Genomic DNA, 26,115 nt, shown 5'->3' on the forward strand with positions numbered 1-26,115 from the left:
CTGGCAGCTGGCGGACCGCCGTTCTTGCGGTCCGCCAGCTTGGTCACCCGAAGTCGTCCGGGTCGGTTGGAACCCACCGTGCGGTGGTGTTCGTTGCCACCGGCTGTGGTTCGGCCACCGGTGCGGGCTGCGGCACCGGCCGACGCGGCCCCGACTCAATGGGTTCCGGGACGTAGGACGGCAGCTCTGCCTCCGGAGCCCACTGCTCGTCGTCGAAGTCGGGCACCTCGACCGGGAACCACTCTTCCCCAGCGACGGGTGCGGCGGGCATCGGCGGTGCGACTGCGATCTGGGCCGCTGGTGTCGGCGCCGGGGTCGGTGCAGCGTCCGGCACTGGGGCGGCGTCCGGCACCACCGGTGTCGGCACCACGGTGGTCGTTTCCGCCGGCTCGGTGCCCGCGGTGACGGTCACCGGTGCGATTGGTGCGACGGTCGGGTCCTCGGTGAGTCCGACGAACTCCCACCAGCCGGGCAGCGGCTGCCCTTCGACGATGTTCGGCACCGTCAGCGTCGCGTTCCGGTGCGAGTACGGCACGTACGCGATGATGGCGCGTGGTGTCCCGCGGTACGACGCGACGGCGACGCCGGGGGTCGGGTCGAGGTACGAGTCGCGGTCCGGGGTGAACGTCAGCGCCTTCCCGAACTGGCGGAACAGGTGCTTCAACTCCGTCGGCTGCGTCATCGTCCGCGCGGAAGTCGGGGAGCAGACACCGATGACGATGCTGCTTGCCTGCGGCGCCTGCTGGGCTGGCTTGTCCGGCTCCGGGATGACGGGGTTGTCCTCCACGGGTGCGGCGGCGGCTTCCTCTTCGAGGGTCACCTGCCCCTCGATGGTGAGCAGGTCCCGCCACGGCAGCTCGTCGGCGACCGGGGCGAGGACGTTCGGGTCGTCCACCTCGACGTGCCAGACGCGGGAGACCATGAGTTCCTTCGTGGTGACGGTCTCCACGATGTTGTCGTCCTCGTCGAGGACCTCACGTTCGTTGATCTGCACCTGCCCGGACACGGCGATGACCTGGCCGGTGACGGGAACGCCGGAGTCGCTGTCGCGGATGGCCTGCAGCGTGCGGTTCCAGAGGACACCGCGGATGCTGGTCTTCGCCGACTCGAGGGTGAAGTTGGCCATCATGCCGCCCTTGTACGGCCGTTCGGCCCACTCCGCGACGATGCCGAACGCGATGAACGACTCGCGGTCAGCGTCCGGCAGCGACTCGAGGTCGTTCGCGGACCGGCCCTGGGATGCTGCCGGGGCGCCGGGGGTGTCGCCGGTGGTCCAGGCGCGGACCTGTCGGTCGATGCTGGGCACGTCCAACGGGTGGGTGCCCATGATGACGCCGAGCTTGTTGCGCTGGCGTCGGGACCGTTCGAGGATCCCGAACTCGTCCTTCGGGATGGTGATGTCGAAGGTGCGGAGGGCCTTGGAGACGCGGAGGATGCCGAGGCGGCTGCCGAACCGGTCGAGAGCGCCGGCCTCCGCGAGGCCTTCGATGGCGCCGACGTCGGCGATGCTCTTGCCGTGCTCGTCGACGACGCGGGTCATGATCTCGTGGATGGACGCGTAGTCGCCGCGTGCCAGACGGTTCTCAGCGATGGCGACACCAGCGGAACCGACACCCTTGATCTCGCCGAGGCCAAGGATGATGGTCTTCGGCCCGATCGGGTACGTCTCACCGCGGGAGACGTTCACGTCGGGGGCGAGCACCTCGATGCCTTCCTCGCGGAGTGCGCGCAGCGCCGCTTGGCGCTTGTCGTCGGCGCCCGTTGTCGCGAGGATCGCGGCGCCGTACTCCGCCGGCCAGGACGCCTTGAGGTAGGCAGTGATGTACGCCAGGTACGCGTACGCAGCGGAGTGGGAAGCGTTGAACAGGTACTCAGCGCTGCTCTTCATCAGCTCGAAGACGCGGGTGGCAGTCTCCGGACGGAACTTGATGCTGATGATGTCGCCGTTGTCGTCCCGGAACTCCTGCGGCGCACCCTCAACGAGGTACCCGCCGACTTCGAGCATCAGGTCGGCCTTCTTCTTGCCGACTGCCTTGCGCAGCAGGGACCGCTTCTCGGCGTTGAACCCGGCGATGACGGTCCCCAGACGCATCAGCTGCTCCTGGAACACGAACACGCCGTACGTCTCGTCGAGGATGGTGGCGATGGCCTCCTGCTCCTCCTTGTGCGGCGAGTAGATGGAGTAGTCGACCGCCTGTCGGCCGGCCTTCCGCTCCGCGTACATCGTGTGCATGTTCGAGCCCATCGGGCCCGGACGGTACAACGCGACGATGGCGGACAGGTCGGTGAGGCAGTCCGGTTCCACAGCCTGCGCGAGCTTCGCCATGCCGTCGGATTCCATCTGGAAGATGCCGGCGGTACGGCCGGAGCGCAGCAGTTCCCAGGTGGCGCGAACGCGGGCGTCGGTGTGGTCGTTCGGGTGCGGGAGCTTGTCCGGGTCGATGGTCTCCCCGGTGGTCTCCTTGATGTACTCGACGGCCTTGGACACGACGTCGAGGTTGCGCAGGCCGAGGACGTCGAGCTTCAGCAGCCCGTAGTCGTCGATGTCCACCCCGTCCCACTGGGTGACGGTGCTGAGGCCGGACATGTTCGACATCTTCCGGTCACGGCGCAGCGGGATGAGGCCGGTGAGGTCGGTGTCGGCGATGAGAGTGCCGCAGGCGTGGATGGACTCACCGTTGATGGTGTCGGCGAAGCCGGCGGCGAGCGCGACGACCTTCTCACCGTCTTCGCCGTGCTCGGCGATGATCTGGCGGAACCGGTCTCCGGCGAGGTCGTCGGTGTCGGCGAGCTGGTCGAACGAGTACGGCTTGCCGCCGGCGACGGGGACCGCCTTGGAGAGCTTGTTGCCGATGGCAGCCAAGTCGAGGAGGGCACCGGCGTCGCGGATGGCGCGACGGGTCTTGTGCGCGGAGAAGGAGCCGATGCGGGCGACGCGGTCGCGGCCCCACCGCTGCGCGAGGTACTCGAGCACCTCGCCGCGGCGGTTCTGCTGGAAGTCGAGGTCCATGTCGGGCATGCCCTTGCGGCCGGGCTCGAGGAACCGCTCGAAGAGGAGGTTGTTCTCCAGCGGGTCCACCTGCACGAGGAACAGGCAGTACGACAGGAGCGACCCTGCTGCGGATCCGCGGCCGGGTCCGACTCGGATGTTGTTCCGCCGGCACCAGTTGATGACGTCCCAGACGATGAGGTAGTAGTCGAGGAACCCCATGTCGGAGACGATGTTGAGCTCCGTGTTCAGGCGGTCCTTGACCTCCTGCGTGTACTTCTCCCCGGGGTAACGGACCTTCACGCCCTCCTTGACGAGGTGGACGACGAACGCGCGGGCGGACTTGAACTCCGGCGGCACGTCGTACGCCGGCAGACGCATCTGCGTCGGCGGGACGACGTCCTCGCAGCGTTCGGCGACGACGCCGGTGTTCGTGATGGCCTGCTGCCACCAGTCCTCAGTGCGGAGGGCCCGCATCTCTTCCTCGGACCGGAGGTGGAAGCCGGTGCCGTGGAACTTGAACCGCTTCGGGTCATCGAGGGTGGACTGCGACTGGATGGCGCACCACGCCTCGTGCGTGTACGCGTCTTCGGCGTGCGTGTAGTGGGCGTCGTTCGTGGCGACGAGGGGCAGGTTGTAGCGGGCGGCGAGCTCCGCCATGACCGGCAGTGCGGCCGTCTCCGCCGGGATGCCGTGCTCCATGATCTCGACGTAGACGTTGTCGTGGCCGACGGCGTCGATGATGCGGTTGAGGTTCGCTTCCGCTTCGTCGAGTTCGCCGCGTGAGACCGGCCCGAGAACGGGACCACCGAGGCAGCCGGTGAGCGCGATGATGCCCTCGGAGTGCTGCTTGATGAGGTTGAAGTCCATCAGCGGGAACTTGCCGCCGTAGGAGTTCGTCGCCGCGTTCTGCATGCGGACGAGGTTCTGCCAACCGGCGGCGTTCTTCGCCAGCAGCGTGATGTGCTGGTTCCGCTTGGTCTTCGTCGCCTTCTTCTGCGACTTGCCGCGTTCCTCCTCGTCGAGTTCCGCCGTCGTCTCGTCGTCACGGGCGGTCTCCACCGTCCCGGGCGCGTACCGGTCGGGGTCGTTCCGCCAGTCGCTGGCGAGGGCGAGGTACGCCTCGATGCCGATGATGGGCTTCACGCCGCCTGCACGGGCGACGCGAGCGAACTTCCATGCGCCTGCGGTGTTGCCGTGGTCGGTGATGGCGATGGCGTTGCCGCCCTCGGCTTTGACCTTCGCGACGGCGTCCTTGAACTTCACCATGCCGTCGAGCGGTGAGTGCTCGGAGTGGACGTGCAGGTGGGTGAAGCGCTGGTCGGTCATGCCCTGCCTATGCGGGCAGGCCGCCGTCAGGTGCGGGGTCGTCAGAGATGCATGATGGCGTCCGCGCGGCCGTTGAGCCCGTCTGTGAAGGCGACGACCCCGCTGGTGAGGAATCTGCTGTAAGCCGACGGGTTCAGGCTCTGCAGCGCGCTGAGGTTCAGCGCCAGTGACGCGGTTCCCGTCACGGGGGTCGCTGCCATGTCCACTGTTCCGGTCCATTTGCCGGTGGCAGCCGAGCAGTACTGGACACCGTCGATCCAGAGGCGCAGTTTCGACACGGCTGCGTACCCAGATGTGTTGGCCATTGAGTACGCGTTGGATCCGGTGAAGCTGGCGTTGAGGGTCGTTGTCGTCCCTGAGGTTGTCTGTGTGGCGGTCAGGCCGCCGAGGGGTGTCTGCTGGGTGGGGCAGGCCGCCTGTGTGGTGGTGCCGTTGACGTTGCTGACGACGGATGTCACCAACGACGGCGAAGCGCACGAGGGCAGGGTCAGGTTGTTGCCGCTCTGGTCGCCGAACGTCGGCGCTTTACTCGTCATGGTGAGGACGGCACCTGAGCTGCTCTTCGCTGCTGCAACCCACCCATCGCCGCAGGCGGCCGCAGCAACCCGGGTGCTCGGCTGTAGCCCTTGCGGTGTCAGTGTCGAAGCGTTCGACGTCGAGTCGTAGAACGTGAACGCCATCTGTGACGCGAAGTAGGTCTTCTCCGCGGCGGCCAGCATCCGCAGGTCGTTCTTCGCTGCGTCGTCGGCGTTCTTCCGGCTGATGTCGCCGACGTTGAACGCTCCGGCGACGAGGAGGATGAGGGTGACGGTGATGGACGCGATGACGAGGATCGGGTCGACCGCGCCCCGGTCGTCGTGTCGTCGTCGCATGCCGGTGGTCGATGCGGCGAACATCAGCGTTTGCCGATGCTGCGAAGCCCGTCGCGGACTTGCTCGTCGGATGCGTCGAACGGTGTGAACGTGCCAGCGTCGCGGACCGCGCGGGTGACGACCTGCATGAACGTCTTCTGCGGGTTCCGATGCCAGACGTCGGAGAGCTCGGTGACGACGTCGTCGATGTCGTCGTGACGGTCCGGGACGGCGTCGTTCATGCGGCGGCCGGGTCAGCGTCATCGACGGTCCAACTGGTGCGGAACTTCGCATCAGCAGGTATCGCCGGCTCCCAGCCGTGTGGGGTGACGTGGAGGGTGACGGCGCCCGCGTCGATAGCCTGCTGAATCGCTTGTCGGTGCGCGACGTTGGACTTCGACGGGTTGTCCCAGTCGCCGGTCCAGAGGGGCTTGTGCGCGCAGTCGAGGAACGGGAGGTCGTTGCGGTCTTCGATGAGGTCGCCCTCGTTCCGCCGGTACAGCGGAGCGTGGTCGAGCAACGCGACGTACTGCCAGGCGCTGAAGCTGTCGGCACCCGTGCTTGGGGCCAACCACAGTCGCTTCTCGTTGAGGGCGACGTCGAGGACCGTGTCCCGGTCACCGTCCACGTTGTAGCGAGCGACGACGATGCGTTCAGCGGTGGATTCGTTTGCGAAGCGGTGGTTCGCTCGAGCGTGCTTCACCTCGTCCTTCACGGACGTCACGCCACCCCACAGAATGGCGCCCCAGAGCAACAGCCCCATGAGTAGGACAGCGCCGAGGACGACGCTCACTGCGACTTGGACGACGAGAGGCCAATGCTCCGGAGAATGGGCTGTCAACCATTCCGGAGTCTGGCTGGAGAACCACAGTCCGGCGGCGACGAGCCCCACGAACGTGGCTATGGCTGCGATCAGGACCGGGCGCGGGTCGCTCATGCTGCGGCTCGTGCTTCTGCCGCTTCGACCCGTGCGTACCAGGTGCTGCGTGGCATCTCGTGCCAGCGGACGCCGGTGGCGGTGCTGAGACGTTCGATGAGTTCGTCGAGGGCGGTTTTCACACCGCGGTCTGGCCAGAGGGCGAAGGTGATGCGTTCGTCGGTGTCGATGTGCACGTCGGGGACGTAGATGACGGCGTTCGCGTCATCGTGCTGCACGATGACGTTGTCGGCCATGCCGACGTCGTGCAGCGGTGTCGGCGGTTCGGCGACGGGGAGCGCGTCGATGCGTTTCTGCCAGGGGTGGCCGGCGGGTGAGTTGTCGGGGACGAGGGCGTCGATGGCTGGTGCGTAGTCCCAACCGACGATGTGCTCGTCGGCTGTGGAGCGGCGCAGGCCGACGATGGCGTTGCTGACCGCGGCAACACCTCGAGGCTGGCCGTCTGCGGCAGGGAACGCTGCGGCTGCCTCGGCGACGAAGGTGTTCCACGCTTCCTGCACGTCTGCGGCGTGCCCGGCGGCGTGCTCAGCCCAGGTGAGCGCTCGAGGGTCGTGGGTGAAGTAGATGAGTTGGGCGGCGCTCACGCGGCTGCTTCCGGTTCGTGTCGGCCGGACGCGTGACGGTATGCACGCACCCAGGTCGGCAGGGAGGACAGGATCACCGGGTCGGCGCCCTTTCGGATGACCTGCACGGTGTACTCGGCGTCTATGCCGGCGGCGACGACCTTGTCGATGGCTTGGACGGCGGACGATGCGGTGTCGTGAAGGCGGCCGGTCGGCCAGTGTTCGACGACGGACACCCACCGGACTTTGTCCTTTCGGGCGCGGGGAACGATGACCATGCCGAGGGCGTAGTCCTTCCGCGCGTGACCTGCTTGCACGCGGGCGCCTTCCGCAGCTTCATACACGGCTTTCGACAGGTACTTCGGGCCGAAGTTCTTCACCTGGACGGCGACGTCGTCGATGACGAGGAGGTCGCCGACGTCTTCCTTCCGTCCGGCGCCGAGGAGTCGTTGCGCATTCCAGACCAGCAGGTCAGGGCAGAGCGTCTGGAACGCTTCGACGGCTTCCCGTTCGCCGCGGTCACCCTTGTTCTTGCTGGAGTTGGTCATGACCGGTTTCGATGCGGCAGAAACGACGGAAGCCGTCGCACCTGGTGGGGTGCGGCGGCTTCCGTCGTGGGGTGAGGGTCAGTCGTCGTCCTCGGTGCCGGGGATCGCGGCGTCCGGGTACAGCGACTCGAGCGACACCGGGATGCCGTACGGGCGCATCCCCTGGCTGATGCGGTACTGCACCTGCACGCCCTTGTCGGGGCGCTTGCCCTTGAACAGCGGGTGGACGAGGTTCAGGTCCCACACGTTCTTCCAGTACGTCTGCGACGACGCACCGTGCGGGATCCGCTTCGAGTACCGACGCTGCGACTCGTTGAACGAGTCCTCGCTGGCGAGGTAGATGACGGGGACCCGCTCGCCGGTGACACGGTCGCGCTTCTTCGACATGTAGCCGATGCGGGGGCCGCGCGGGGTGAGCTCGCCCTGCGAGTCGGCCTGCCAGCCGAGCATGACGTTCTCACGCTGCTGGTCGTCGCCCTCCACGATGGGCGGACGGGCGGGGTCGTCGGCGTTGGAGATGTGCGCCTGACCGGAGGACAGCAGCGCACGGACCGCGTCGAGGAGGACGGCGCCGGGGGCGGCTTCGGCCTTGTCACGGTGGGCGAAGGAGACCTGCTCAGCGAGCAGGTGCAACCAGCCGCCCTTGCCCCAGTTGATCTGCTCGGCGATGTCGGTGAGGCCGAGCTCCTCGCAGAACTGCGCGAAGTAGATCAGGCCCAGTGACAGGTCGCCGACGATCTCGGCGGGGCGGGTGACGTCGCCGACCTTGATGCCGAACTCCTGCAGGATGCCCTTGGTCTTGTCGATGGACTCGGACCGGTCGGCGCGGATGTCCTCGACCATCTCCTCCCAGCCGGAGTCCTGGCCGCGTCGGATGAACCAGCGGATGAACGCCGCGGTGATGCGCGCCGCGGTGGTCTCCTCGGAACCGAGTCGTTCCGCCTCGGCCATCGTGTCGGAGTTGAGGCCCTTGAACTCGACGATGACGCTGCGCTCGCGGATGGACTGCGTGGAGTTCTCGTTCTCGGCGGTGACGATGAACAGCGCGCGGGGCTTCAGGACCGTCTTGGAGGACATGTCCTGGTTCATCCGTCGCTTGCCGAGGCCGTTGAACACCTGGCGGATGAGGCCGGAGATGTTCGCTTCCATCTGGTCGGCCTTGCGTCGGTCGGTGGACGGGGCGAGGTCGTCGGCGACCCAGAGCATCGTCGATGCGACGGCGTTCTCCGTGGAGGCGAACGTGTCGTCGGCGTTGCCGGGGAGGCGGGCCCACGCGCCGCGGGTGTGCTGCCAGAAGGTCATGATCTGCTTCGCGGACCAGGACTTGCCCTTCTGCGGCGGGCCGACGAGGTACGACGCGACCGAGGTCTGCAGCGGCACGGCGGGGCGGATGGCGAGACCGAGCATCGTCACGGCGATGTTCTGCGTCAGCCACGGGGTGCGGGTGACCCACGCGTCGACGATGGTGCGGATGTCGTCGCGGAGGTCGTGCTTGCCTGACGGGTCGGCGAACTCCTTGCCGGTGAACACGTCGTGGACGCCGTAGCGGCCGGCGTCGCCGAGGGAGTTCTCGTCCACACCGATGAGGGTGTTGCCCTTCACCTCGTCGTCCGCGGCGATGATGGTGTTGCCCGCGATGAACGCCTGCGAGCGGGAGTCGGGCGCGGGCACCCAACCCATCGTGGTCCAGCGGGTGCGCTTCTGCGTCTGCTCGGAGTCGTTGCCCTTCACGGCAGCGAGCCAGTTGCGGCCGTCCACCGGCGGCCACTCCGGGTGGGCGAGGAGGTCGTTCGGCAGGGAGGCGCCGTGCTTGACCCACTCCGCCGGCGGGTAGTTCAGCAGCGTGTTCGGTCCGGTGACCTCGACGCGGGTGATGGAGCCGGTTGCCTCGTCACGCCAGCCGACCTCGACGGCGCAGAACGATGGCGCGTCGGACTCGTTGAAGCCGCTGCCGAAGGGCTTGCCGGCGTTCTCCGCGTCGGTGGGGGTGCGTCGCGTCTCGAAGAACGTGATGCGTCCGCCGAGGCGGCTCTTCGTCACCCAGCGTCCGCTGGGCAGCGGGTTGCCGTTCGGGTCCTTGTCCTGCGTGTACTGGTCGACGGTGGTGCCGTTGTTCCGGACCTGGAAGTCGCCGTCGCTGCTGGAGTCCTTGCGGTTCGGCGGGTCCGGGAAGTCCTCGCGCTCGGCGCCGATGAGGTCGTCCCAGCTGCCGACGGTGGCGAGGTAGTCGTCGATGCCGAGCTTGGAGTCGCGCTCCATCGCCTCTTCACCGCCGGTGGCGTAGGCGAGGTCGAGGAGGACCGGCTCGCCGCCCTTCTGCTTGTCGATGAACTCGAACAGCTGGTTCGCCTGGGTCCAGACGTTCCAGTTGCTGGCGACGTCACCGTCGAACGCGACGACGACGCGGGCGTCCTTGAACCGCAGGGCCGACCACTCGGGGTTGTTCTTCCAGTTGCCGACGCCGGCGATGTTGATGATGGCGACGCGGTCCTCGACGGGGATCGCTTCCATCAGCAGGGCCATGCGGTTCATCGCCATGGTGCGGCTGTTGTCCAGCGGGCCGATGGAGAGGGCGACGTCCGGGTTGTGCTTCCGGAGCATGGCGGTGAGGGCGGAGTCGCCCTTGAGCATGCCTTCGGCGATGAGGTAGGTGCTGGTCGGCTCGACCCATGCGTTAGTCGTCGCGGGGTGGAAGTCGATGGTGGTGCCGGTGCCGGTGAGGAACTCGTACTTCAGCGGCTTGTCCTCGACGATGCGGGGGCGGTCCGGGCGGAGCTGGACGAAGTGGCTGGTCTCAGCGGTGAGCTGCTCGCGGCTCTGCTTGATCCGGGTGACCGAGTTCCACGGCATGTAGAGGACGTTGTTGTCCTCGAGGAACAGGGATCGGAACTGCGAGCCGCGCTTGCTGCGGCCGTCGCCGAGACCGTGGCGGGCGGCGAAGTCCTTGTGGTTTCCCTGGTCCACCGTCTCGTAGCCGCGGGCGAGTGCGACCAGGGGTGCGACTCCTGAGGAGACGAGCTTCTTCGCGGCGGGGCCGGTGACGAAGGGGGCATAGTCCGCGGGAGTCCACGGGACGCTGCGCCCGGGGGTTGCGGTGAGGGGGACGGTGGCTCGGAGCGCTTCGAGTCCGGCGTTGTAGTCCGTGTTCTGGGTCTGCGGGTCGGTCATGCCACCCCTATGCAGGCCGGGTCCGCTTAGCCGCGACTCCAGCGATGCTCAACCCGCAGGACCGCCCTAAAGTACGCCTGAACGGGGCTTTCTCGTTTCCGGCCTCCCGCTCGACGATGCAGGGGTAGAGGTAGGGAGAGACAGAGGGTATGTATCTACCTGGGGAAGTACACCCTCTTCTTCTTCTTCTACTTATCTACAGAAGTAAGTAGTCAAGTCAAGTAGTAGTAACGGGCCCTTCTCCCCCGGGTTTCCGGGCATCGCCGCGACTTGACCGTCGCTCGCCGTTGATGAGCACCCGGAAGCAAACCGGGCCGTTCTGACTCCACGGCGTACGGACCTCGGCCATCCGCACCGTTTCCGGCGCCGCTTCCACACCCGCACGCATAGACGCGGGCATGAGCACCCCCTCCGCCCCACCCATCGGCGTCATCGAGCATCCAGAGCTCGCCGCTGCCCTCACGCGCATCGGACTGACCGTCGTCGGCGGGGGCGCGGCATTCCTCGACGCCGCCCGCGACATCCGCGCGCACAACACTCCGATGCCGGTCGTCATCGCCGACGTCCCGCAACCCGGACTGCGCGGGTGGGCACAAGAGCAAGCCTCCCGCGGCACGCTCGTCGTCCTCGAGCGCACAGGCGCCATTCCCGCGGAGGTCGGCACGCACCTGCATGAGCCGGTGCAGCTCGGCCAGGTCCTCCAGGCGCTCGGCTTCGGCGCTAGCGCCACGGCCTTCACCGAGCTCATCGGGCAACCCAGCAGCCAAGTGAACCCAGCCGGCATAGGGGCTGACGAGGCACACGCCGCCGCATATATGGGGCCGCCTCAGACGGAGGGGAACGCCCCCGCCGCACAGCCCCAGCAAGCCCCGCACACCTCAGAGGAGACCCGCCCGCCCATGAGCGACTACAACGCCATCCCCGACCCGGCGGCTTTCCCGTTCGCGGCGCCCGAGCAGCAGTTCCCGCAGCCGGTGCCGACGCAGCAGCACGCCAACTACGCACAGGCTGGCGTTCCCCAGGCCCCGCCGCAGCACATCGACCCGGCGCAGCAGCTCGCCCAGTTCCAGGCGCAGCAGGCTCCGGTCGAAGCAGCCCCAGCACCGCAGTACCAGGCGCCGGCCGTGCCGCAGGCGTTCCCGCAGGCTGCCCCGGCAGTTCCCGACTTCGGCTTCGACCAGTACGGCCAGCCGACTGCGCCCGCCATGTCGGAGCCGCAGTTCCAGGTGCCTGCTGTCCCAGCCGCGCCCCAGTACCAGGCACCGGTCGCACCTGCAGCCGTGCCCGAGCCGCAGTTCCAGATGCCGGCGGCGCCGACCTACCAGGAGCAGTACCAGCCGCCCGCAGCTCCGGCCATCCCCGAGCCCCAGTTCCAGGTGCCCGCCCCGCCCGCGTTCCAGGAGCCGCAGTTCCAGGCCCCGCAGTGCCGGCGCCGTCCGCTCCGCAGCAGTCGTACCAGGAGCCGCAGTTCCAGGCGCCGGCCGCCCCGCAGCCGTCGTTCCAGCAGCCGGCTGGGGACCCGTTCGCACAGCAGCAGTTCCCGCCGGCCCCGATCGGTGAGGCGTTCCCGGCTGCTCCGGCGTTCCTCGAGCCCGCTGCCCCGGCACCCGTGCAGGCCTACCAGGAGCCCACCGCCGCTGAGCCGGCGTTTGCTCCCGAGCCGACCGCAACCCTGTCGAAGGAAGCGCAGGAGTTCAGCCTCCCGGGCTTCGGCACCGGCGCAGCGTTCGGAGTCACCGGCACCACGTCGGCGGGCTTCCCGGAGATCCCAGACGTCGACGACTCCGCCATCCGCGCCAACGTCATCGTCTCCTACGGCGGAAAGGGCGGCGTCGGCAAGACCACCTGCGCCGTCCTCATGGCTCAGCGCGCCGCCGCGGCGGGCCTGCGGGTCGTCGTCGTGGACATGAACCGCGGGCAGGGCAACATCCGCTCCTACCTGCGTCTCGACAACCCCAACCTGCCGACCGTCTACAACGCAGCCGTCACCGGCAAGGCGCAGGACGCACTCATCAGCCCGAAGGTCCTCAAGGAGAACCGCGACTCGTCGCTGCCGTCGCTCGGCTTCGCCGTCGTGATGAGCCCGCCGCACTCCCTCGCCGACCCGAAGATCGTCTCCGCGGCGGTCTACTCCAAGGTCATCCGCTTCATCCAGACGCAGGCCGACCTCGTCATCCTCGACACCCAGATCGTCGAGGCGAAGGACACCTCCGGGCTCATCGACAACGTCATGGTGCCGCTGCTGATGCGCGGCGCGTGGGGCCTCGGCGTCGCCGATATGTCCCGCCCCGGACGCGAGGACCTCCTCAAGCGCACGCAGGGCTTCATCCACCAGGGCGTGAAGCGCGACCGGCTGATGCTCATGGTCAACAAGGCGCAGTCGTTCGGCAACGCCGAGCAGCAGCAGATCAACGAGGCGTTCTCCGGCTCCAGCGCCTTCCTCGGCGCAGCAGGTGAAGACCCGGAACTCGCATCGGCGATGAACTCCGGCTCGTTCGACGTGCAGAACTCGACCCTGCGCCCCATCCTCGACACCGCGCTGTACCAGGCGACCGGCCGGGATGTCTTCCTCCCCGACCAGGCACCGAAGCGCCGCGGCCTGTTCGGACGTCGGCGATGAGCGCCACCCGCCTGGCCGCGCCCGACTGGCGTGACCAGGCGGAGTGCCGCTTCGACCCGGACACCTGGTTCGACAAGCGGTCGGAGACCTTCGCCAAGGAGATCTGCGACACCGTCTGCCGTGTCCAGGAGCAGTGCCTCGTCTACGCACTCGCCCACGGAGAGGACTTCGGCATCCGCGCCGGGCTCACCCCGAGCGAGCTGAAGGCCCTTCCCGGGTTCGTCCGCGCCGGTACCACCTCCGAGTACGTCCCGGAGAGCGACGAACGGCACCTCGCCCGCTTCAGCAGCGCCGCCCGCAATCGCAAGACCCCGGACCCCCTCGCCGACCTCGACCACCCCGCAGACCGGAAGACCCCCGAGCAGTGAACGACGAACCACACCTCCCGCGCCTGGCGCAGCTGTGCGACAACATCGGCGCAGTCATCGCCGGCCGGCACGCTCAGAACCTGCTCGACAGCGACGACATCAGTGACGACGAGCCTGGCGTCATCGTCGTGCTCCCATCCTGGGTGTGGGTACTTCCCGGCATCGACGTCGGCCGGAAGGGCCTGGTCAACGGGGTCCGCCAGCCGATGCCATCCCGTCTCGGCTACGACCAGGGACCGGTGCGTGTCCTCAACGCCGACGAGACCATCACATGGGAGCTCGCCGGCCTCGGCAACAGTGACACCGGCGACGGCGTCGTTTCGTACACGCCCCTCCGGAAGCAGGTGACAGTCACCCTGTCGGAGACGATCGTCGTCACCGCGGAGGTGCACCCCGTCACCGGACGGAAGCACCGCGAACGGGTACTGCGCAGCATCGCGAAGGCCGGCCTCACCGCCCGCTGGGAACTGATGAGCGGCTTCGAGTTCTTCACGAAGCAGCGTCTCGCAGCAGCGAACAACATCGTCGCCGCGGAGATCGCGCAGCACAAGGGCATCCCGCTCGCCGGCGTCGTCGATGACATCACCCTCGAAGAGCTCGGCTCGCAGATGCTCTTCGGCCAGGGAGGCACGTCCGTCATCCAGCGGATGATCGACGTCGCCCTCGAACTGCACAAGTTCGACCGGGTGGATCCGATGCACTACTTCACCGTCGGCATCCGCGCCCGCGCGGAGGAAGCAGTCCGCCGTCAGATCGGTGACCCGAAGGTCGGCCCGAAGGTCCGGCGCGTCTTCGCCCGCACGCAGGCGTCCACCCTCGACGAACTCATCGACGAGTACAAGCGCCTGTACCCGAAGGACTCCCTCGCGAAGAAGCGTGCGCTCGCCGCGTTGACCGCCGGCCCAGACATCGCCACCACACAGCGGCAGTTCCGAGACGAGATCACCTCCGGCCCAGGAGACGGAGCGGAACTGTGACCGCGCGGCCGCCGCTCGAGGTTGCGAACAGCGCCCGGGAGGCCGCGCGGCACCTTCGCGCTGCCGCGCTCGTCCACATCGCTGAGGGCCGACGCAGCGTCCACGATGTGATCCGTCTCGCAGCCACAGAGAACGGCCGTCCGCTGCTGCGCATCACGGTCAAGCAGCTGCTACTGGCGCAGCCGGGCGTCGGCGACGAGTCCGTCCGACGCGTCATCGACCACATCACCACTGTCACCGGAGCCACCGACGTGCCCGTTCGCCGCATCACCGTGGCATGGCTGCTCGACGCACGCGCCGGCGGTCGCCGCTTCATGGCGTTCTGCGACGCGCTCGGCGACAACACGCAGACGCCCTGGCCCGGATTCCCGTTCACACCACGACCCGCACGGCGGTCAGGGGGACCACGATGAGCACGAACAGCATGGCCATCTCGGTGGAGATCGCCGAACTCGTCGAGCAGTACCGCGCAGCGGACGACCGCAGCCGGCACCGCTGGGTTGACCGGATCCTCCGGCTGATGCTGCCGCACTTCCGGAACTGGGCACCGACGCTGTGCCGCATCTCCGGCGACGTCTACGGCAACCACCGCGACGACGTGATCAGCGTCATCTCTGAACGGACCCTCGAAGTCCTCAGCGAAGCGCTCATCCCCGGCAAGCACGAGAAGGTCGCCAACTGGTACTCGTACCTCAACGGCATCAGCCGGTACGCGGCCCTGGCGTACTTCAACTCCTCCGAGGTGACCGCCGCATCCGGGATGGTCGCCCTGCAGCGTAAGCAGCGCCACGTCGCCCGGGTGCGTGAGGACCTGCGGAAGAAGCTCGGACGGGAACCGGAGCCGGCGGAGATCATCGACTCCGCGAACGAGCAGATGCGGGCCCGCCGTTCCAATCCGGAGAAGCAGGGTGTCCTCGTCGAACTGGCGGACCTCGACAACGTCCTGCCCGTCGCTGACATCGCCGACCACGACCGCGCAGTGGAAGACGACGACTACGTCCTCTCCCCTATCGAGGGTCGGGAGCTGGTCACCGCCATCATCGACGCCTGCTACCTCCGCTCCGACCAGCTCGGCAAGGCAGCCGACGTCTGGGTTGGCGACCTCTACGCGGAACCGCCGGCGCTGGGCACCGTCACCGAGATCGCCCGCACCCTCCACATTCGTCAGGACCGAGCAGCGGACCTCCTCGCTGACGTCCGCGTCATCTCACAGCAGGTGTGCGAGGACGAGTACGGCGTCGCCCTCCCGGTCTGAACCAGCGTCATCGGCACACCCGCCGCATAGAACCACCACGACAGCCCGGCAGCCGCCGCCCCACGCCCCGAAAGGCACGACGTGTCCCACTTCCCTGAGCACGACAAGATCGACGCCCACCGGTACTCGAACCCGCTCGCGACGAACCTCGCTCACATGCTCCTCAACGGACGCGGCTGGGTCCTCGAGAACAAGCTCACCGACCCGCCGGTGCGCCTCCCGGTCGCCCGGCTCGCAGCGGCGCTTCTCGGCGTCGATGCGGAGGCGTACCGCCGCGAACTCGACGCACGATTCGGGATCCCGACCGTCCCGTCGAGCATCGTCGAGGTGGTCACCGACTGGTCCATGGAGTCAGCGGTACTCGAGGAGCTCCGCGCCATCGACGATGAGGTGAGCGCTCGCATCACGAAGGTCATCTCCGACGCGGCTGCGGAGTCCCCCATCGCGGCTGCAGTCGCTGCCGGCTACCCACACCTTGTCGCTGATGGAACGCTCCTCGCCGCGCCGGATCCGGACGTCCGCCCGGAGCACCGTGGCACGCTTCTCGGCGCCGCGGTCAGTCTCGGCCTCATCACCAACGACGCCGCTTCCGCGCACCCCGCCGCCGGCGTCCCGCTGACCGAGGAGGACATCTTCGGCAAGCCGGAGGTGCCCGCCGCACCCGCTCCGAGCCCCGTGCTGGATCTGCCCGCCGTCGCGCCAGCTCCTGAGCCCGTCTTCCCCGTCGCAGCACCCGACGCGACGTGGACCCCTGATGCCGCTGCCCTCCCCGACCCCACCTGGCCTTCGGCGTCGACGGCCGAGCAGGTCACCCTCCCGTCGTTGCCGGACCTCAGCCAGCCGGCCCCGGCCCTGGACGTGCTGGACCTGCCAGCGTTCGAGTCCGGCAACGACTTCGCGCTGCCCGCTCCCGCCCCGGCGCCGGCACTGGCGCAGACCGACTGGAACGTCCCTGCGTTCGGTCCGACCCAGTTCGACGACCTCGGAGTCACACCGCCCGACACGGACTTCCAGTTCGGCTCGTACAACCTCGACCAGGACGGCGCTGGCGAGGACTTCAACCAGCCGCTGCTCGCCCCGACCGCGTACGACGTCGACGCTCCCGTCGAAGGGGTCGCCGAAGCGGTCAGCGACGCCGAGCTCGAGGCCCGCCGCGATGAGGCGCTGAGCTACCTCAACGAGACCGCCGGGGCCACCGCGGAGACCTCGGAGGATTCGGCACCGGCGGAAGAGCCGCTGCCGTTCCCCACTCCGGACACCAGCGCCGTGTTCCTGCCCGCGCCGGCGTTCGACGTGCCACTCGCGGCCCCCGCGTTCGAGGACGTCGTCGCCGGAACTGCTCCCGTGGATGAGGCGGCATCGACCGTCGAGCACAAGAGCTTCGACCTGCTGAACGTCCCCGACGGACGATTCCCAACCGCGTAAAACCAGCACTTCCAGCGCGACACGCCGATGCAGCTAGGCGAAAGTCAGATGTCGACGTTACCTTCTTCTTCGACCGCAACACCGCGTTCATTTCTCACCCGCTCGAAAGGCATCTGATGTCAGCGCTCACCATTCAGCACCGCGACTCCGGTCGCACGCTGCGCGCTGCCATGCCGTTGAACGGCGAATGGTCGCAGAATCACTGCGCAACCCCCAGCTACCAGCTGTTCGCGAAGGTGAACACCGTGTAAGGGCCGAAGACACCGCACCTCCTGAACGGGGCGGGGACCTCCAAGGCTCAACCGGACACGGTGACGCCAGCGGAAGGTCCCCGCCCCTTCTGCATGAACGGCATAGACGCAGCATCACAAGAAACACGAACGGTCCGCGGATAGGACCACAGCACGACCACCTAGGGGTGTAGCTCAACTGGAAGAGCAGCGGTCTCCAAAACCGCAGGTTGCAGGTTCAAGTCCTGTCGCCCCTGCCAAAGCCACACGCTGGCAATGGATATTGAGAACTCCACAGTGCAAGACAACCTGAACGCCAAACGGTGAAAGCCGCAGACGCGTTCAGCAGGGTCGGACCCACCAGTCCGACCGCGCGATGAAGGACCGACCGTCCTCGGGCTCACAGCTCCCACCGCACCCAGTGCATAGGGAACGAGCCGGCGACGAACAAGGCACACCGTGCCCCGCCGCCACCAGGCTCAGCACCCGACCACGGTTTCGGAACTTCACAGCGCACAACACCACGGCTTCGGGCCGTGACCTCCACGACGACGCATCGGCGCCCGGGAAGCACATCATCGCAACCCACGCCACACGCTCCGTCACGGAGGTCAGCCCGAAGCCACCTGGGTGGTTCGCATAGAGGCCGATTGCACCTGGCTGTAAACCAGGCGACTTAGTCCGCGGGAGTTCGAATCTCTCACCACCCACCAGCCGGCGCCAGCCGGTATGGCCCTGTAGCTCAGTTGGTTAGAGCGCCGCCCTGTCACGGCGGAGGTCGCCGGTTCAAGTCCGGTCAGGGTCGCCAGGCATGCGTGACCGCCGAAGGCGGGGCTCTCGTGCCCACGACACTCCCCCACATGCTCACCGTGAGCGCATCCTTCAAGAGGTCCAGTCGCGGTGTGGGACGAGGAAGACCAACGGTGAGTGATGGGAGGGCCAGCCGAATGACGGCGGCGGCACCCGATTCGAAATCGGACTGCTAGGTAACCACCCCTGGCGTGTGGGTTCGATCCCCACCCCTTCCGCTCGAGGAACGCGATGGTGGCGTCTTTCATCCCGGTTCACGGCACCGGGCCTCGAAAAGCCGTGCGCCGCCGCGGATGATTAACGCGGCGGCCAGACTTGGGCTGTTGGCAGAGCGGCCGATTGCAGCGGTCTTGAAAACCGCATCACGTTCACCCGTGACGGGGGTTCAAATCCCTCACAGCCCGCCACTTCGGACAACGACGTTCGACCACATTCTTGACAATTCGAAGGCGAGAGGCACACGCGCCGAAAGACCTTCGGTGACCAGTCAGCCGTGCACGGCGCTGGCATTCCTGGTCCGAATCCAGGTCGAGTTGTCGAGCTTTCCATGCCCCTGTAGCTCAGAGGAAGAGCAACCGACTTTTAATCGGTGGGTCGAGATGTCGGAATTCTCCGGGGGTACGAGTCACATTCTTCGGTGAGGTAGCTCAGTTGGTTAGAGCGCCTGCCTGATAAGCAGGAGGTCGCAGGTTCAAGTCCTGCTCTCGCCACCAACGGGTCACCCCGCCAAGGGTGCCTTCCCAGCGCCGGTATAGCCCGTAGAGGCCGGCCGCAGCAGTTGCGTGACCTGTTGGCGCAGGTCGCTGTATCTCCGTGGTGAGCAAGCGGCCTGCGGGTGCGCCTCTACTCCCCCAACCGTCACCTCCGCGCACTGAGGTGACACCCTTGATCCCCTGTAGCTCAATTGGCAGAGCACCCGGCTGTTAACCGGGCGGTTGATGGTTCGAGTCCATCCGGGGGAGCTCAGACTGCGACCAGGTCGTTCACCGACGGGTGATTTCCCGGCGCCGCGGAGTTCTAGACCCGCAGGCGCAGCTACGCCCCGGAAGTGGGCGGCCCGGCCGGTAGGTCGGGTGCCGGGCAACCGGTACGGCTTCGCAGTCGCCCACGTGGAGCGGCAGGCTCCCCACCACCTACGTGGTGAAACTCCTGCAAGTGCTCGCACGACTGGAACCGGGTTGATAGGTCCCGGTGAGCCGCCTGCCCGAGGCTGCACGAAACGGGCTTAGCCGGGATAGGGAAACGGTACACCTGGTCCTTCCGGAACGTGACCTCAGATACTAGTCAGAAAAGGGTCACGGAAAGGTCGGAGCGTCACTCCTGCAATGCCTCACGGGTCGCAACCGTGAGAGCGCACGATGATTGGCAGTTCAAGTCTGCCTCCCGGCTCTTCGCCTCCGTCGCATAGCGGCCAATTGCACCGTACTTGTAATACGGCACCCTCGCGAGTTCGAATCTCGCCGGAGGCTCGAGGGCGCGATGGACGCCCGTCACTGGAACCCCTTCGACGTCACCACGTGGTTCCGGTGGAACGGCTGGCGCACGTGACGGTGTGTCAGCCGAACCATCCCAACGGGCCTGTAGCTCAGAGGTAGAGCAACTGGTTTACACCCAGCGCGTCGGGGGTTCGATCCCCTCCGGGCCCACACACCAAGAAGGAGACCACGATGACGAAGTCCGAGACCGTCGCGGCGTACATGCTGCGCTGTGACCCGACGCTTCGCCGGCAGCCGCGGAAGCTGACTGCGCTGGTCTACCTCGCGCACGGACACCACCTCGCCGTCACAGGGATGCCCTTGTACGGCGAGGCCACGTACGCGAAGGCCGAGGGACCTGTCCCCGGTGGTCTCATCCGGTTCCGACGGCTCATGCGGCCGTGGAGTGCCGGATCTCGCACGCCGCGGCTGGTGTCCCGGCGTACGCCCCGATAGCTCAGTGGTAGAGCACCGCCATGGTAAGGCGGCGGTCGTCAGTTCAATCCTGACTCGGGGCTCGAACGCACACATGACGGGATGTGGCCCCGGATGATTGTGTGACGTCTATCGACGCTTCGCCGAGCGCCCGTACAGAGATCGGCTGCCACACCATGTTCTTCCCCACAAAACGGTGGGAGCGGTACCGGCTGGAAGCGCTGGTTCATGGGCAGGTCGTAACGCTGCCTGCACGGGGTCGACTTGGTTTCGATTCTGTGTGTTGCTTCGATGAGAAGCGTGCCGAGGGTTGGACGGCCACCTCGAAAATCAGACTGTCCACCAAGAGATGCCAACGCTTCTCGCAACGACTTCGCCCTCGCAGCCTAACCGGTTCGAGACTCATGGCGAGTCCCTCGCGCACTGCAACGGGAACGGTTTCGCCCGCAGTGCCGGGGTCAGCATCAGACGACCATGACGACCCGGTTGGACGCATCCCGGGTCGGCATCATCATTGCGCCTAGACCCGCCGGCTGAGCTGTTCACCGCAGAAGCCGAGGTCGAGAAGCAGCCCACGGTGAACTACGCACGTAGAAGGCTTCGTTCAGTCACAGAAGACGAGGGTTCGATCCCCTCCGACTCCACCTAGCCGCGACCGGCCGCGCGTACGCGCCGCAGGTCCGGCCCCCTTGGGGAGGTCGCCTAGAGGCCTATGGCGCCGCCTTGGAAAGGCGGTAGACCGCGCAATCGGTCTCGAGGGTTCGAATCCCTCTCTCCCCGCAGTGAGACCAGGACTACGAGCAGCCGGCCGAGGTTTCGGCTGCTCTACCTGCCGAGAGCCGGAGTCGACCCGTCTCGGACATCTGGACCCGGATGCTGTCAGGGCGAGCGGCATCTCGCTAACTGCCAGGGCACAACTCGGGTGCGTGGCAGAGAGGCCTATCGCACCGGCTTGCTAAGCCGGAGGGGCACGTCAGTGCCCCCGCAGGTTCGAATCCTGCCGCACCCGCACATACTCGCCCGTCTGGCTGGAACTGGTAGACGCAGCGCACTCAAAATGCGCCGCCCTCACGGGCGTGCGGGTTCGAGTCCCGCGATGGGCACACAGCACGCCGGCGGCTCCGCGCATAGACGTGGAGACGAAAGGACCATCCCCTCATGGCCAGTGACCTCCTCGAGAAGGAGAAGGTGGAGCAGACCACCGACTCCGGCGACCACGACAAGTTCGCGCACTACGTCCGCAAGAGCGACCAGGACGAGTACTGGCTGACCGGTAAGCCCGTCCGAGCGCTGTGCGGCAAGGTCTGGGCGCCGACCAGCGACCCGCAGCGGTTCACCGTCTGCCCGTCCTGCAAGGACGTGTGGGAGCAGATGAACCCATGACCCGCGACGACACCCAGTCCGACTTCATCCTCACCAGCGACGTGCCGGCGTTCCTCACCGAACACGGCATCGACCTGGACTGACCGGAACCGACCCGACACCGGGTCGGCTCCACATGCCCGTCTGGCGAAATGGCAGACGCGCCGGCCTCAGGTGCCGGTGCCCGAAAGGGCGTGCGGGTTCAAGTCCCGCGGCGGGTACCAAGCATCACCCCTTTGCCCGGTTGGTGGAACTGGTAGACACGCAGGCTTGAGGAGTCTGTGCCCTTCGGGGCGTGCCGGTTCAACTCCGGCATCGGGCACACAGCAACATGACGCGCGGTAGCTCAGACGGTAGAGCGACGGACTCATAACCCGTAGGTCGGAGGATCGATACCTCCCCGCGCGACCAACTACACGACCCAGGCACGATCCGCCTGACGCCGTGCAGTGAACGGGACGCCCGGCAAGGGCGATTGCAGACCGGTACAGCCCGTGAAGGCCGGTCACAGCAGTGCGATGGTCGGTTGCCGCCGGCCGCTGCTACATGAACGTTCGGACCTCGTCCGCCTGCCCTTCATCAAGGAGCGGCGGACGACCCGAGCACCCGCCGGTTCGACGCGCTGAACCGGCAACACTCCCCCGTCCGGGCCCGGGCGGAGGACGTGGTCCCCGATGGTGTAACTGGCAGCACGACTGGTTCTGGTCCAGTTGGTCGAGGTTCGACTCCTTGTCGGGGAGCTGTGGTCGTAGCTCAACTGGTGGAGCAGCGGGTTGTGGACCCGCCGGTTGCGGGTTCGAGCCCCGTCGATCACCCCAAGTACCGCCACCGCGCGGGACATGCCTCTCTAGCTCAGCGGATAGAGCGTCGCACTACGGATGCGAAGGTCGGGGGTTCGAATCCCTCGAGAGGCACCAGTCGGACGGACGGCCGACGTGAATCACCGTCTGGTCCCCGATGGTCTGCTGGCAGGCCAGCTGGCTTCTGGTGCCAGCCTCCGTTGGTTCGATTCCAGCTCGGGGAGCGCAACAACACCCGGACGCGTCAGCGTCTGATCCCCGTTGGTGTAACGGCAGCACGTCGGCCTTTGGTGCCGGTAGGACGGGGTTCGAATCCTCGACGGGGAGCCGCCAGTTCAGTCATCTCACCGACCACCCGGAGGCATCATGAGCACGCTGCAGTCCACCGCCACGGACCGTCCCGCTGACGACTCGTGGAAGCACACTCCGCACCGTCGGAAGAACACGAAGCGGTGGTGCAAGGGCCACGTCGGCAGGGAGCACGCCCTCGAGGTGCGCACCAGCACCCGGTGGACCCGCACGTACACGTGCGGCCTGCCGCAGCAGGGCTCCTTCCACACGCTGTTCGGCCGTGACGCCGACTGGACCTGCTACCACGAGGAGGCGTGCACGACGTGCGGGAAGGTGCTCCGGCTGTCCATCCCGAAGTTGGAATGCCCGACGTACCTGTCCGACCCGGTCAGCGTCCGCAACATCGTGAAGTCTTCCGACTCGGCGCCGTACTGACGGTGCCACGGCCTGTTAGTGCAGCGGCCCAGCACTCCTGGTTCTCAGCCAGGTAACGCCGGTTCGAACCCGGCACAGGTCACACCACGCGTCCACCTCCGCGCATAGGGGTGGCACGGCCGGCGGCGACGTCGGCTCCTGCGCCCCCATCGTTTAGAGGCCCAGGACACCGCCCTTTCACGGCGGATGCGCGGGTTCGAATCCCGCTGGGGGTACCACCACCGAGAAGGAGCACACCGTGAGTGTCAGCATCAGCCTCACCAACGAGGAAGCCGAAGAGCTGATGCACCTCCTCGACGACCTCCGGAACGTCTCCGATGTCCCCGCCGAACAGAAGATGGCGGAGTCGGTGTACCGGAAGACCATCGCCGCCTACCAGCGCCCGAAGCGCCGGCGGCCCGCCACTCAACGCTGAGTGGCCCACAGACCGCGGAGTGGAGCAGTTCGGTAGCTCGCTGGGCTCATATCCCAGAGGTCGCAGGTTCAAATCCTGCCTCCGCAACCACGTCAGTTGGAAGGACACAGCATGCGCCCCACCAAGCAGGTACTCGCCCTGGAAGCGAAGTACGCAGACCGTGGCTTGCGCTTCGGCCGAGACCGTGAGGGACGTGTCGCTGGAATGGGATCCGTTCCGGTGCAGGCGTTCGGTCACATCGACGGGCAACGGTTCTACTTCCGGTTCCGCCGCGACGACGCATCCATCAGAGTCGGCCCGTTCGACGAGGCGCTCGAGCTCGCCCTGTGGGAGCGTGGGGAACAGGTTCGGAAGGACCGCCTCGCAAAGCTCGAAGCGTCCGGCGAACGCTACGACGATGACGGGCGGGAGAGCTTCATGTGGCTCTTCGATTCCAGGCCCTCGGTCGCGCCGTCAGCCGATGACGCGTCCTTCGCTCCCTCTCGCACGACCGCGGTCGCCGCTGAGTGGGACATCTTCAACGACCCGTACCTCGGCACCCTCGAAGATGACCAGTTCGAGCAGCTCTTCACTCGCCTCATCGACGCGCTCGAACCGGTCGACGAGGACGACCAGGTGAGCGCCCTCACCATCCAGTACCTGACCGAAGGCGGCCTCTGGCCGCTGCCCACCTCCGAAGGAGCACATCGTGAGCACCCCCGACCTGTAGTGAACGTCACCCCGTAGAGGGACCCATCCTGAAGGTGACGTTCGGAACAGGCACACCATGTCCCGAACACGGAAGGACCGCCCGTACTGGGTCGTCCGAAACAAACGCCAGTACCACCGGGGCGATGACCACTCCTGGTGGCAGCACCACCGCGCCGAGTGCGACATCGACCAGCAGGCACGCCCCGGCGGCCGCGGGCTCCCCCGCTGCAGCCACCTGCTCGCCTGGTCCGCCGGATCCGTCGCCCAGCGCAACGAAGTGCACCGCTGCCGCGTCGGAAAGCTCCGCCGCCGCACGGAACTGTGGAAGCCGGACCGCACCGCAACCCGCGACGCCCTCGACAAGGCGACCGGGGACTGGAACACGGCCGGCACCATCGACGAGGACGCAGTTCCTCTTCGTCAGACCCGCCGCGGCCCGTACACGGGCGGCTACTGGGACTGACACCCACCGCGCCACGCAGGCGGTCATCTGCGGCTGAGGCGAGGTAGCTCAGCTGGAAGAGCGTTCGGTTGAAACCCGAAAGGCCCACGGATCAAGACCGTGTCTCGCCACCCCACGACGCCCTCCGTGCGGCGCCGTAACCGGCTATAGCGCAGCTTGGTAGCGCGCCTCGTTCGGGACGAGGAGGTCGCCAGTTCGAATCTGGCTAGCCGGACCCTGCCGGCCACCGTGGAGTGGTTGGTCTCGGGCCTGTAGCTCAGTTGGGAGAGCGCGTCGTTCGCAACGATGAGGTCGCCGGTTCGATTCCGGCCAGGTCCACGCGCGCCCTTCAACGCGATCGCCCCGCTCGTCGGAACGTCCGCGCATAGGGAGGGTGTCGGTGAAGCACTCCCCCACCGACAGGTTCACCTGCCGGTGAACCATCCCCTAGCGGTAGCCGCTCCACCGGTTGCCGCTTCGGGCCCGTAGCTCAATTGGTAGAGCGCCGCTTTTGCAAGGCGGAGGTCGAGGGTTCGATTCCCTTCGGGTCCACCAACTCCCCTTCCGGGGAGCGCATGACCGGACGTAGCTCAGCTTGGTAGAGCGCCCGCTTTGGGAGCGGGAGGCCGCAGGTTCAAATCCTGTCGTCCGGACCACCACCGTCGGCCATGAGACGAAGGAAGGGGTGCGACGATGCTGCAGCCTGTCCTGTACCTCGACGTCGACGACGTCATCTGCGCCGACTACGCCGACCGCGTGTGGGCCGGCGGAACCACCACGGTCGAGTTCGTGCAGAAGTACCCCGGCGGGTTCGGGATGCTTCGCCGCGTGACCTTCGCCGATGCGCTCGTCCGTGCTCTCGGGCAGATCGTTGACGACTTCGACGTGGAACTCGTCTGGGACACCTCCTGGTGTGAGGACCTGCTCGTCACTCGGAAGCTCGTCCCAAAGTTCGGGGGCGCCCTCATGGGCGGCCGAGTCGCCCAGTACCCGTATGGAGAGGACGGTGAAGACGGCGCCTGGAAGCGGGACTTCGTCCTCTCCGACCAGCACGGGGACCCGCGGCCGTTCGTCTGGGTTGACGACACCGAAGTCCCTGCGCACGGCGACACCGTGCGCCGGCTGACAGCGCCGACGACCAGCCTGCTGCTCGCCCCCGAAGCGAACATCGGCCTCACCCCGTCTCACGTCGAACTCATCCGCGAGTTCTTCTCCGCCGTCTCTTGACGGCGCCCCGCCCAGGTAGCTCAGTGGAGAGAGCGTCCGCCTCCGGAGCGGAAGGCCGCAGGTTCGAATCCTGTCCCGGGCACCAGCCGCACACATGCCGACCATGACCACGTTCGTCGAAACCGACCACCCACGCGCAGCAGGCGATGGCCGCTTCACCGAGAAGACCTTCGCCGCGCCGACTGTCGGCCTCAACGCTCACGGCGTGAGCACGGACGGCCTCGCACCGGTCGATGTGGCAACCGCTGAGGACGGTGACCGGGCTGTGTTCCGCATCAGCGCCGGCGACGACGACCACTACGCGTACGACGGCACGTTCATCACCGACACTGACGGGGTCAGCGCCATCGTCCGCCTGGACGGCAAGGACGAGGAACTCGTCCTCATCGGCGGGGAGCGCGGCACCTGGTTCACCGAGAACGGCCGCCGGGTCACCGCGTTCACACCGTTCTGAGCAAGCCCGAGCCGGTCGT

At 67.2% G+C, this 26,115-nt stretch carries 21 protein-coding genes, 31 tRNA genes and 1 other RNA gene; 46 read left to right on the forward strand and 7 right to left on the reverse strand.

The features are described from left to right. Window positions 1-43: 43 nt before the first annotated feature. The 7 genes from DEJ19_RS21305 to DEJ19_RS21335 all read right to left on the reverse strand — a co-directional run bounded on the left by DEJ19_RS21305 (window position 44) and on the right by DEJ19_RS21335 (window position 10,385). Window positions 44-4,318 carry a DNA polymerase III subunit alpha gene (locus tag DEJ19_RS21305; RefSeq protein ID WP_181441399.1) on the reverse strand — a complete coding sequence of 1,425 codons (4,275 nt, stop codon included), beginning with the start codon at window positions 4,316-4,318 and terminating at the stop codon, window positions 44-46. A gap of 41 nt (window positions 4,319-4,359) precedes the next feature. Then, window positions 4,360-5,190 carry a hypothetical protein gene (locus DEJ19_RS21310; RefSeq protein ID WP_181441398.1) on the reverse strand — a complete coding sequence of 277 codons (831 nt, stop codon included), beginning with the start codon at window positions 5,188-5,190 and terminating at the stop codon, window positions 4,360-4,362. A 23-nt stretch (window positions 5,191-5,213) separates the two neighbouring features. After that, the gene (locus DEJ19_RS21315; RefSeq protein ID WP_111231779.1) at window positions 5,214-5,411 is read right to left on the reverse strand and encodes a hypothetical protein; all 198 of its coding nucleotides are present in this window, start codon (window positions 5,409-5,411) and stop codon (window positions 5,214-5,216) included. Then, window positions 5,408-6,106 (reverse strand): hypothetical protein, encoded by a 699-nt coding sequence (locus DEJ19_RS21320; RefSeq protein WP_146250383.1) that lies wholly within the window; start codon window positions 6,104-6,106, stop codon window positions 5,408-5,410. The genes DEJ19_RS21315 and DEJ19_RS21320 overlap by 4 nt, the downstream gene beginning before the upstream one ends. Further along, window positions 6,103-6,690 (reverse strand): hypothetical protein, encoded by a 588-nt coding sequence (locus DEJ19_RS21325; RefSeq protein ID WP_111231777.1) that lies wholly within the window; start codon window positions 6,688-6,690, stop codon window positions 6,103-6,105. The genes DEJ19_RS21320 and DEJ19_RS21325 overlap by 4 nt, the downstream gene beginning before the upstream one ends. Further along, the gene (locus DEJ19_RS21330) at window positions 6,687-7,217 is read right to left on the reverse strand and encodes a hypothetical protein (protein WP_111231776.1); all 531 of its coding nucleotides are present in this window, start codon (window positions 7,215-7,217) and stop codon (window positions 6,687-6,689) included. The genes DEJ19_RS21325 and DEJ19_RS21330 overlap by 4 nt, the downstream gene beginning before the upstream one ends. 78 nt (window positions 7,218-7,295) lie before the next feature. After that, entirely contained in the window at window positions 7,296-10,385 is a 3,090-nt protein-coding gene (locus tag DEJ19_RS21335; RefSeq protein WP_111231775.1) for a hypothetical protein, read from the reverse strand. Window positions 10,386-11,808: 1,423 nt separating this feature from the next. Here DEJ19_RS21335 and DEJ19_RS21340 point away from each other — a divergent pair. From DEJ19_RS21340 to DEJ19_RS21565, 46 genes are all read left to right on the forward strand, one after another. Beyond that, window positions 11,809-13,005: a MinD/ParA family ATP-binding protein gene (locus tag DEJ19_RS21340; protein ID WP_284176611.1), complete on the forward strand. Its 1,197-nt coding sequence runs from the start codon at window positions 11,809-11,811 to the stop codon at window positions 13,003-13,005. Continuing rightward, complete coding sequence (locus DEJ19_RS21345) at window positions 13,002-13,373, forward strand: WhiB family transcriptional regulator (protein ID WP_111232453.1); 372 nt, start codon at window positions 13,002-13,004, stop codon at window positions 13,371-13,373. Before DEJ19_RS21340 ends, DEJ19_RS21345 begins: the two co-directional genes overlap by 4 nt. After that, window positions 13,370-14,350, forward strand: a complete 981-nt coding sequence (locus tag DEJ19_RS21350) for a hypothetical protein (protein WP_111232452.1) — start codon at window positions 13,370-13,372, stop codon at window positions 14,348-14,350. The genes DEJ19_RS21345 and DEJ19_RS21350 overlap by 4 nt, the downstream gene beginning before the upstream one ends. 107 nt (window positions 14,351-14,457) lie before the next feature. Beyond that, the gene (locus tag DEJ19_RS21355) at window positions 14,458-14,763 is read left to right on the forward strand and encodes a hypothetical protein (protein WP_146250600.1); all 306 of its coding nucleotides are present in this window, start codon (window positions 14,458-14,460) and stop codon (window positions 14,761-14,763) included. Then, complete coding sequence (locus DEJ19_RS21360) at window positions 14,760-15,605, forward strand: hypothetical protein (protein WP_111232450.1); 846 nt, start codon at window positions 14,760-14,762, stop codon at window positions 15,603-15,605. The genes DEJ19_RS21355 and DEJ19_RS21360 overlap by 4 nt, the downstream gene beginning before the upstream one ends. An 81-nt stretch (window positions 15,606-15,686) precedes the next feature. Continuing rightward, on the forward strand, window positions 15,687-17,030 hold the full coding sequence (locus DEJ19_RS21365; protein WP_111232449.1) for a hypothetical protein: 1,344 nt from the start codon (window positions 15,687-15,689) through the stop codon (window positions 17,028-17,030). Between the two features lie 414 nt (window positions 17,031-17,444). After that, window positions 17,445-17,520: transfer RNA gene (locus DEJ19_RS21370), tRNA-Trp, on the forward strand. Window positions 17,521-17,888: 368 nt separating this feature from the next. Further along, window positions 17,889-17,973: transfer RNA gene (locus DEJ19_RS21375), tRNA-Tyr, on the forward strand. An 18-nt stretch (window positions 17,974-17,991) separates the two neighbouring features. Continuing rightward, window positions 17,992-18,068: transfer RNA gene (locus DEJ19_RS21380), tRNA-Asp, on the forward strand. Between the two features lie 124 nt (window positions 18,069-18,192). Further along, window positions 18,193-18,288: transfer RNA gene (locus DEJ19_RS21385), tRNA-Ser, on the forward strand. Between the two features lie 99 nt (window positions 18,289-18,387). Beyond that, window positions 18,388-18,477, forward strand: a tRNA-Ser gene (locus DEJ19_RS21390). 142 nt (window positions 18,478-18,619) lie between these two features. Further along, window positions 18,620-18,691 (forward strand) — tRNA-Lys (locus DEJ19_RS21395). 15 nt (window positions 18,692-18,706) lie between these two features. Further along, window positions 18,707-18,783, forward strand: a tRNA-Ile gene (locus DEJ19_RS21400). A 176-nt stretch (window positions 18,784-18,959) separates the two neighbouring features. Further along, a tRNA-Asn gene (locus DEJ19_RS21405) sits at window positions 18,960-19,032 on the forward strand. Between the two features lie 431 nt (window positions 19,033-19,463). Further along, a tRNA-Thr gene (locus tag DEJ19_RS21410) sits at window positions 19,464-19,539 on the forward strand. 105 nt (window positions 19,540-19,644) lie between these two features. Then, a tRNA-Val gene (locus tag DEJ19_RS21415) sits at window positions 19,645-19,716 on the forward strand. A 21-nt stretch (window positions 19,717-19,737) separates the two neighbouring features. After that, the gene (locus DEJ19_RS21420; RefSeq protein ID WP_111232448.1) at window positions 19,738-20,001 is read left to right on the forward strand and encodes a Panacea domain-containing protein; all 264 of its coding nucleotides are present in this window, start codon (window positions 19,738-19,740) and stop codon (window positions 19,999-20,001) included. Continuing rightward, a tRNA-Thr gene (locus DEJ19_RS21425) sits at window positions 19,992-20,063 on the forward strand. Before DEJ19_RS21420 ends, DEJ19_RS21425 begins: the two co-directional genes overlap by 10 nt. Window positions 20,064-20,235: 172 nt before the next feature. After that, window positions 20,236-20,627: a transfer-messenger RNA gene (gene ssrA / locus DEJ19_RS21430) on the forward strand. Between the two features lie 44 nt (window positions 20,628-20,671). Beyond that, window positions 20,672-20,760 (forward strand) — tRNA-Ser (locus DEJ19_RS21435). Window positions 20,761-20,900: 140 nt separating this feature from the next. Further along, window positions 20,901-20,989 (forward strand) — tRNA-Ser (locus DEJ19_RS21440). A gap of 9 nt (window positions 20,990-20,998) precedes the next feature. After that, window positions 20,999-21,083 (forward strand) — tRNA-Leu (locus tag DEJ19_RS21445). A gap of 55 nt (window positions 21,084-21,138) precedes the next feature. Continuing rightward, window positions 21,139-21,363 (forward strand): DUF3039 domain-containing protein, encoded by a 225-nt coding sequence (locus DEJ19_RS21450; protein WP_111232447.1) that lies wholly within the window; start codon window positions 21,139-21,141, stop codon window positions 21,361-21,363. A 117-nt stretch (window positions 21,364-21,480) separates the two neighbouring features. Next, window positions 21,481-21,566 (forward strand) — tRNA-Leu (locus tag DEJ19_RS21455). A gap of 14 nt (window positions 21,567-21,580) precedes the next feature. Then, window positions 21,581-21,664 (forward strand) — tRNA-Leu (locus tag DEJ19_RS21460). A 13-nt stretch (window positions 21,665-21,677) separates the two neighbouring features. Then, window positions 21,678-21,753, forward strand: a tRNA-Met gene (locus DEJ19_RS21465). Window positions 21,754-22,010: 257 nt separating this feature from the next. After that, window positions 22,011-22,082 (forward strand) — tRNA-Gln (locus DEJ19_RS21470). A 2-nt stretch (window positions 22,083-22,084) separates the two neighbouring features. After that, a tRNA-His gene (locus DEJ19_RS21475) sits at window positions 22,085-22,160 on the forward strand. 23 nt (window positions 22,161-22,183) lie between these two features. Beyond that, window positions 22,184-22,259: transfer RNA gene (locus DEJ19_RS21480), tRNA-Arg, on the forward strand. Window positions 22,260-22,293: 34 nt separating this feature from the next. Further along, window positions 22,294-22,366 (forward strand) — tRNA-Gln (locus DEJ19_RS21485). Between the two features lie 31 nt (window positions 22,367-22,397). Continuing rightward, window positions 22,398-22,469: transfer RNA gene (locus DEJ19_RS21490), tRNA-Gln, on the forward strand. A 39-nt stretch (window positions 22,470-22,508) separates the two neighbouring features. Then, entirely contained in the window at window positions 22,509-22,868 is a 360-nt protein-coding gene (locus tag DEJ19_RS21495) for a hypothetical protein (protein ID WP_111232446.1), read from the forward strand. A 9-nt stretch (window positions 22,869-22,877) separates the two neighbouring features. Further along, window positions 22,878-22,950: transfer RNA gene (locus tag DEJ19_RS21500), tRNA-Glu, on the forward strand. A gap of 60 nt (window positions 22,951-23,010) precedes the next feature. Then, window positions 23,011-23,086: transfer RNA gene (locus DEJ19_RS21505), tRNA-Glu, on the forward strand. A gap of 20 nt (window positions 23,087-23,106) precedes the next feature. Further along, the gene (locus DEJ19_RS21510) at window positions 23,107-23,283 is read left to right on the forward strand and encodes a hypothetical protein (protein WP_181441463.1); all 177 of its coding nucleotides are present in this window, start codon (window positions 23,107-23,109) and stop codon (window positions 23,281-23,283) included. Window positions 23,284-23,296: 13 nt separating this feature from the next. After that, window positions 23,297-23,373 (forward strand) — tRNA-Met (locus tag DEJ19_RS21515). Between the two features lie 21 nt (window positions 23,374-23,394). Further along, entirely contained in the window at window positions 23,395-24,009 is a 615-nt protein-coding gene (locus DEJ19_RS21520) for a hypothetical protein (RefSeq protein WP_111232445.1), read from the forward strand. A 40-nt stretch (window positions 24,010-24,049) separates the two neighbouring features. Beyond that, window positions 24,050-24,436 carry a hypothetical protein gene (locus DEJ19_RS21525; protein ID WP_111232444.1) on the forward strand — a complete coding sequence of 129 codons (387 nt, stop codon included), beginning with the start codon at window positions 24,050-24,052 and terminating at the stop codon, window positions 24,434-24,436. Window positions 24,437-24,473: 37 nt separating this feature from the next. After that, a tRNA-Phe gene (locus DEJ19_RS21530) sits at window positions 24,474-24,546 on the forward strand. Between the two features lie 30 nt (window positions 24,547-24,576). Next, window positions 24,577-24,650, forward strand: a tRNA-Pro gene (locus DEJ19_RS21535). 31 nt (window positions 24,651-24,681) lie between these two features. After that, a tRNA-Ala gene (locus DEJ19_RS21540) sits at window positions 24,682-24,754 on the forward strand. Between the two features lie 140 nt (window positions 24,755-24,894). After that, a tRNA-Ala gene (locus DEJ19_RS21545) sits at window positions 24,895-24,970 on the forward strand. A 24-nt stretch (window positions 24,971-24,994) separates the two neighbouring features. Further along, window positions 24,995-25,071 (forward strand) — tRNA-Pro (locus tag DEJ19_RS21550). A 37-nt stretch (window positions 25,072-25,108) separates the two neighbouring features. After that, the gene (locus DEJ19_RS21555) at window positions 25,109-25,642 is read left to right on the forward strand and encodes an HAD domain-containing protein (RefSeq protein WP_111232443.1); all 534 of its coding nucleotides are present in this window, start codon (window positions 25,109-25,111) and stop codon (window positions 25,640-25,642) included. A gap of 9 nt (window positions 25,643-25,651) precedes the next feature. After that, window positions 25,652-25,727 (forward strand) — tRNA-Arg (locus tag DEJ19_RS21560). 18 nt (window positions 25,728-25,745) lie between these two features. After that, complete coding sequence (locus tag DEJ19_RS21565; RefSeq protein WP_146250599.1) at window positions 25,746-26,096, forward strand: hypothetical protein; 351 nt, start codon at window positions 25,746-25,748, stop codon at window positions 26,094-26,096. Window positions 26,097-26,115 lie beyond the last annotated feature (19 nt).

The organism is Curtobacterium sp. MCSS17_016 (assembly GCF_003234255.2).
Classification (GTDB): domain Bacteria; phylum Actinomycetota; class Actinomycetes; order Actinomycetales; family Microbacteriaceae; genus Curtobacterium; species Curtobacterium flaccumfaciens.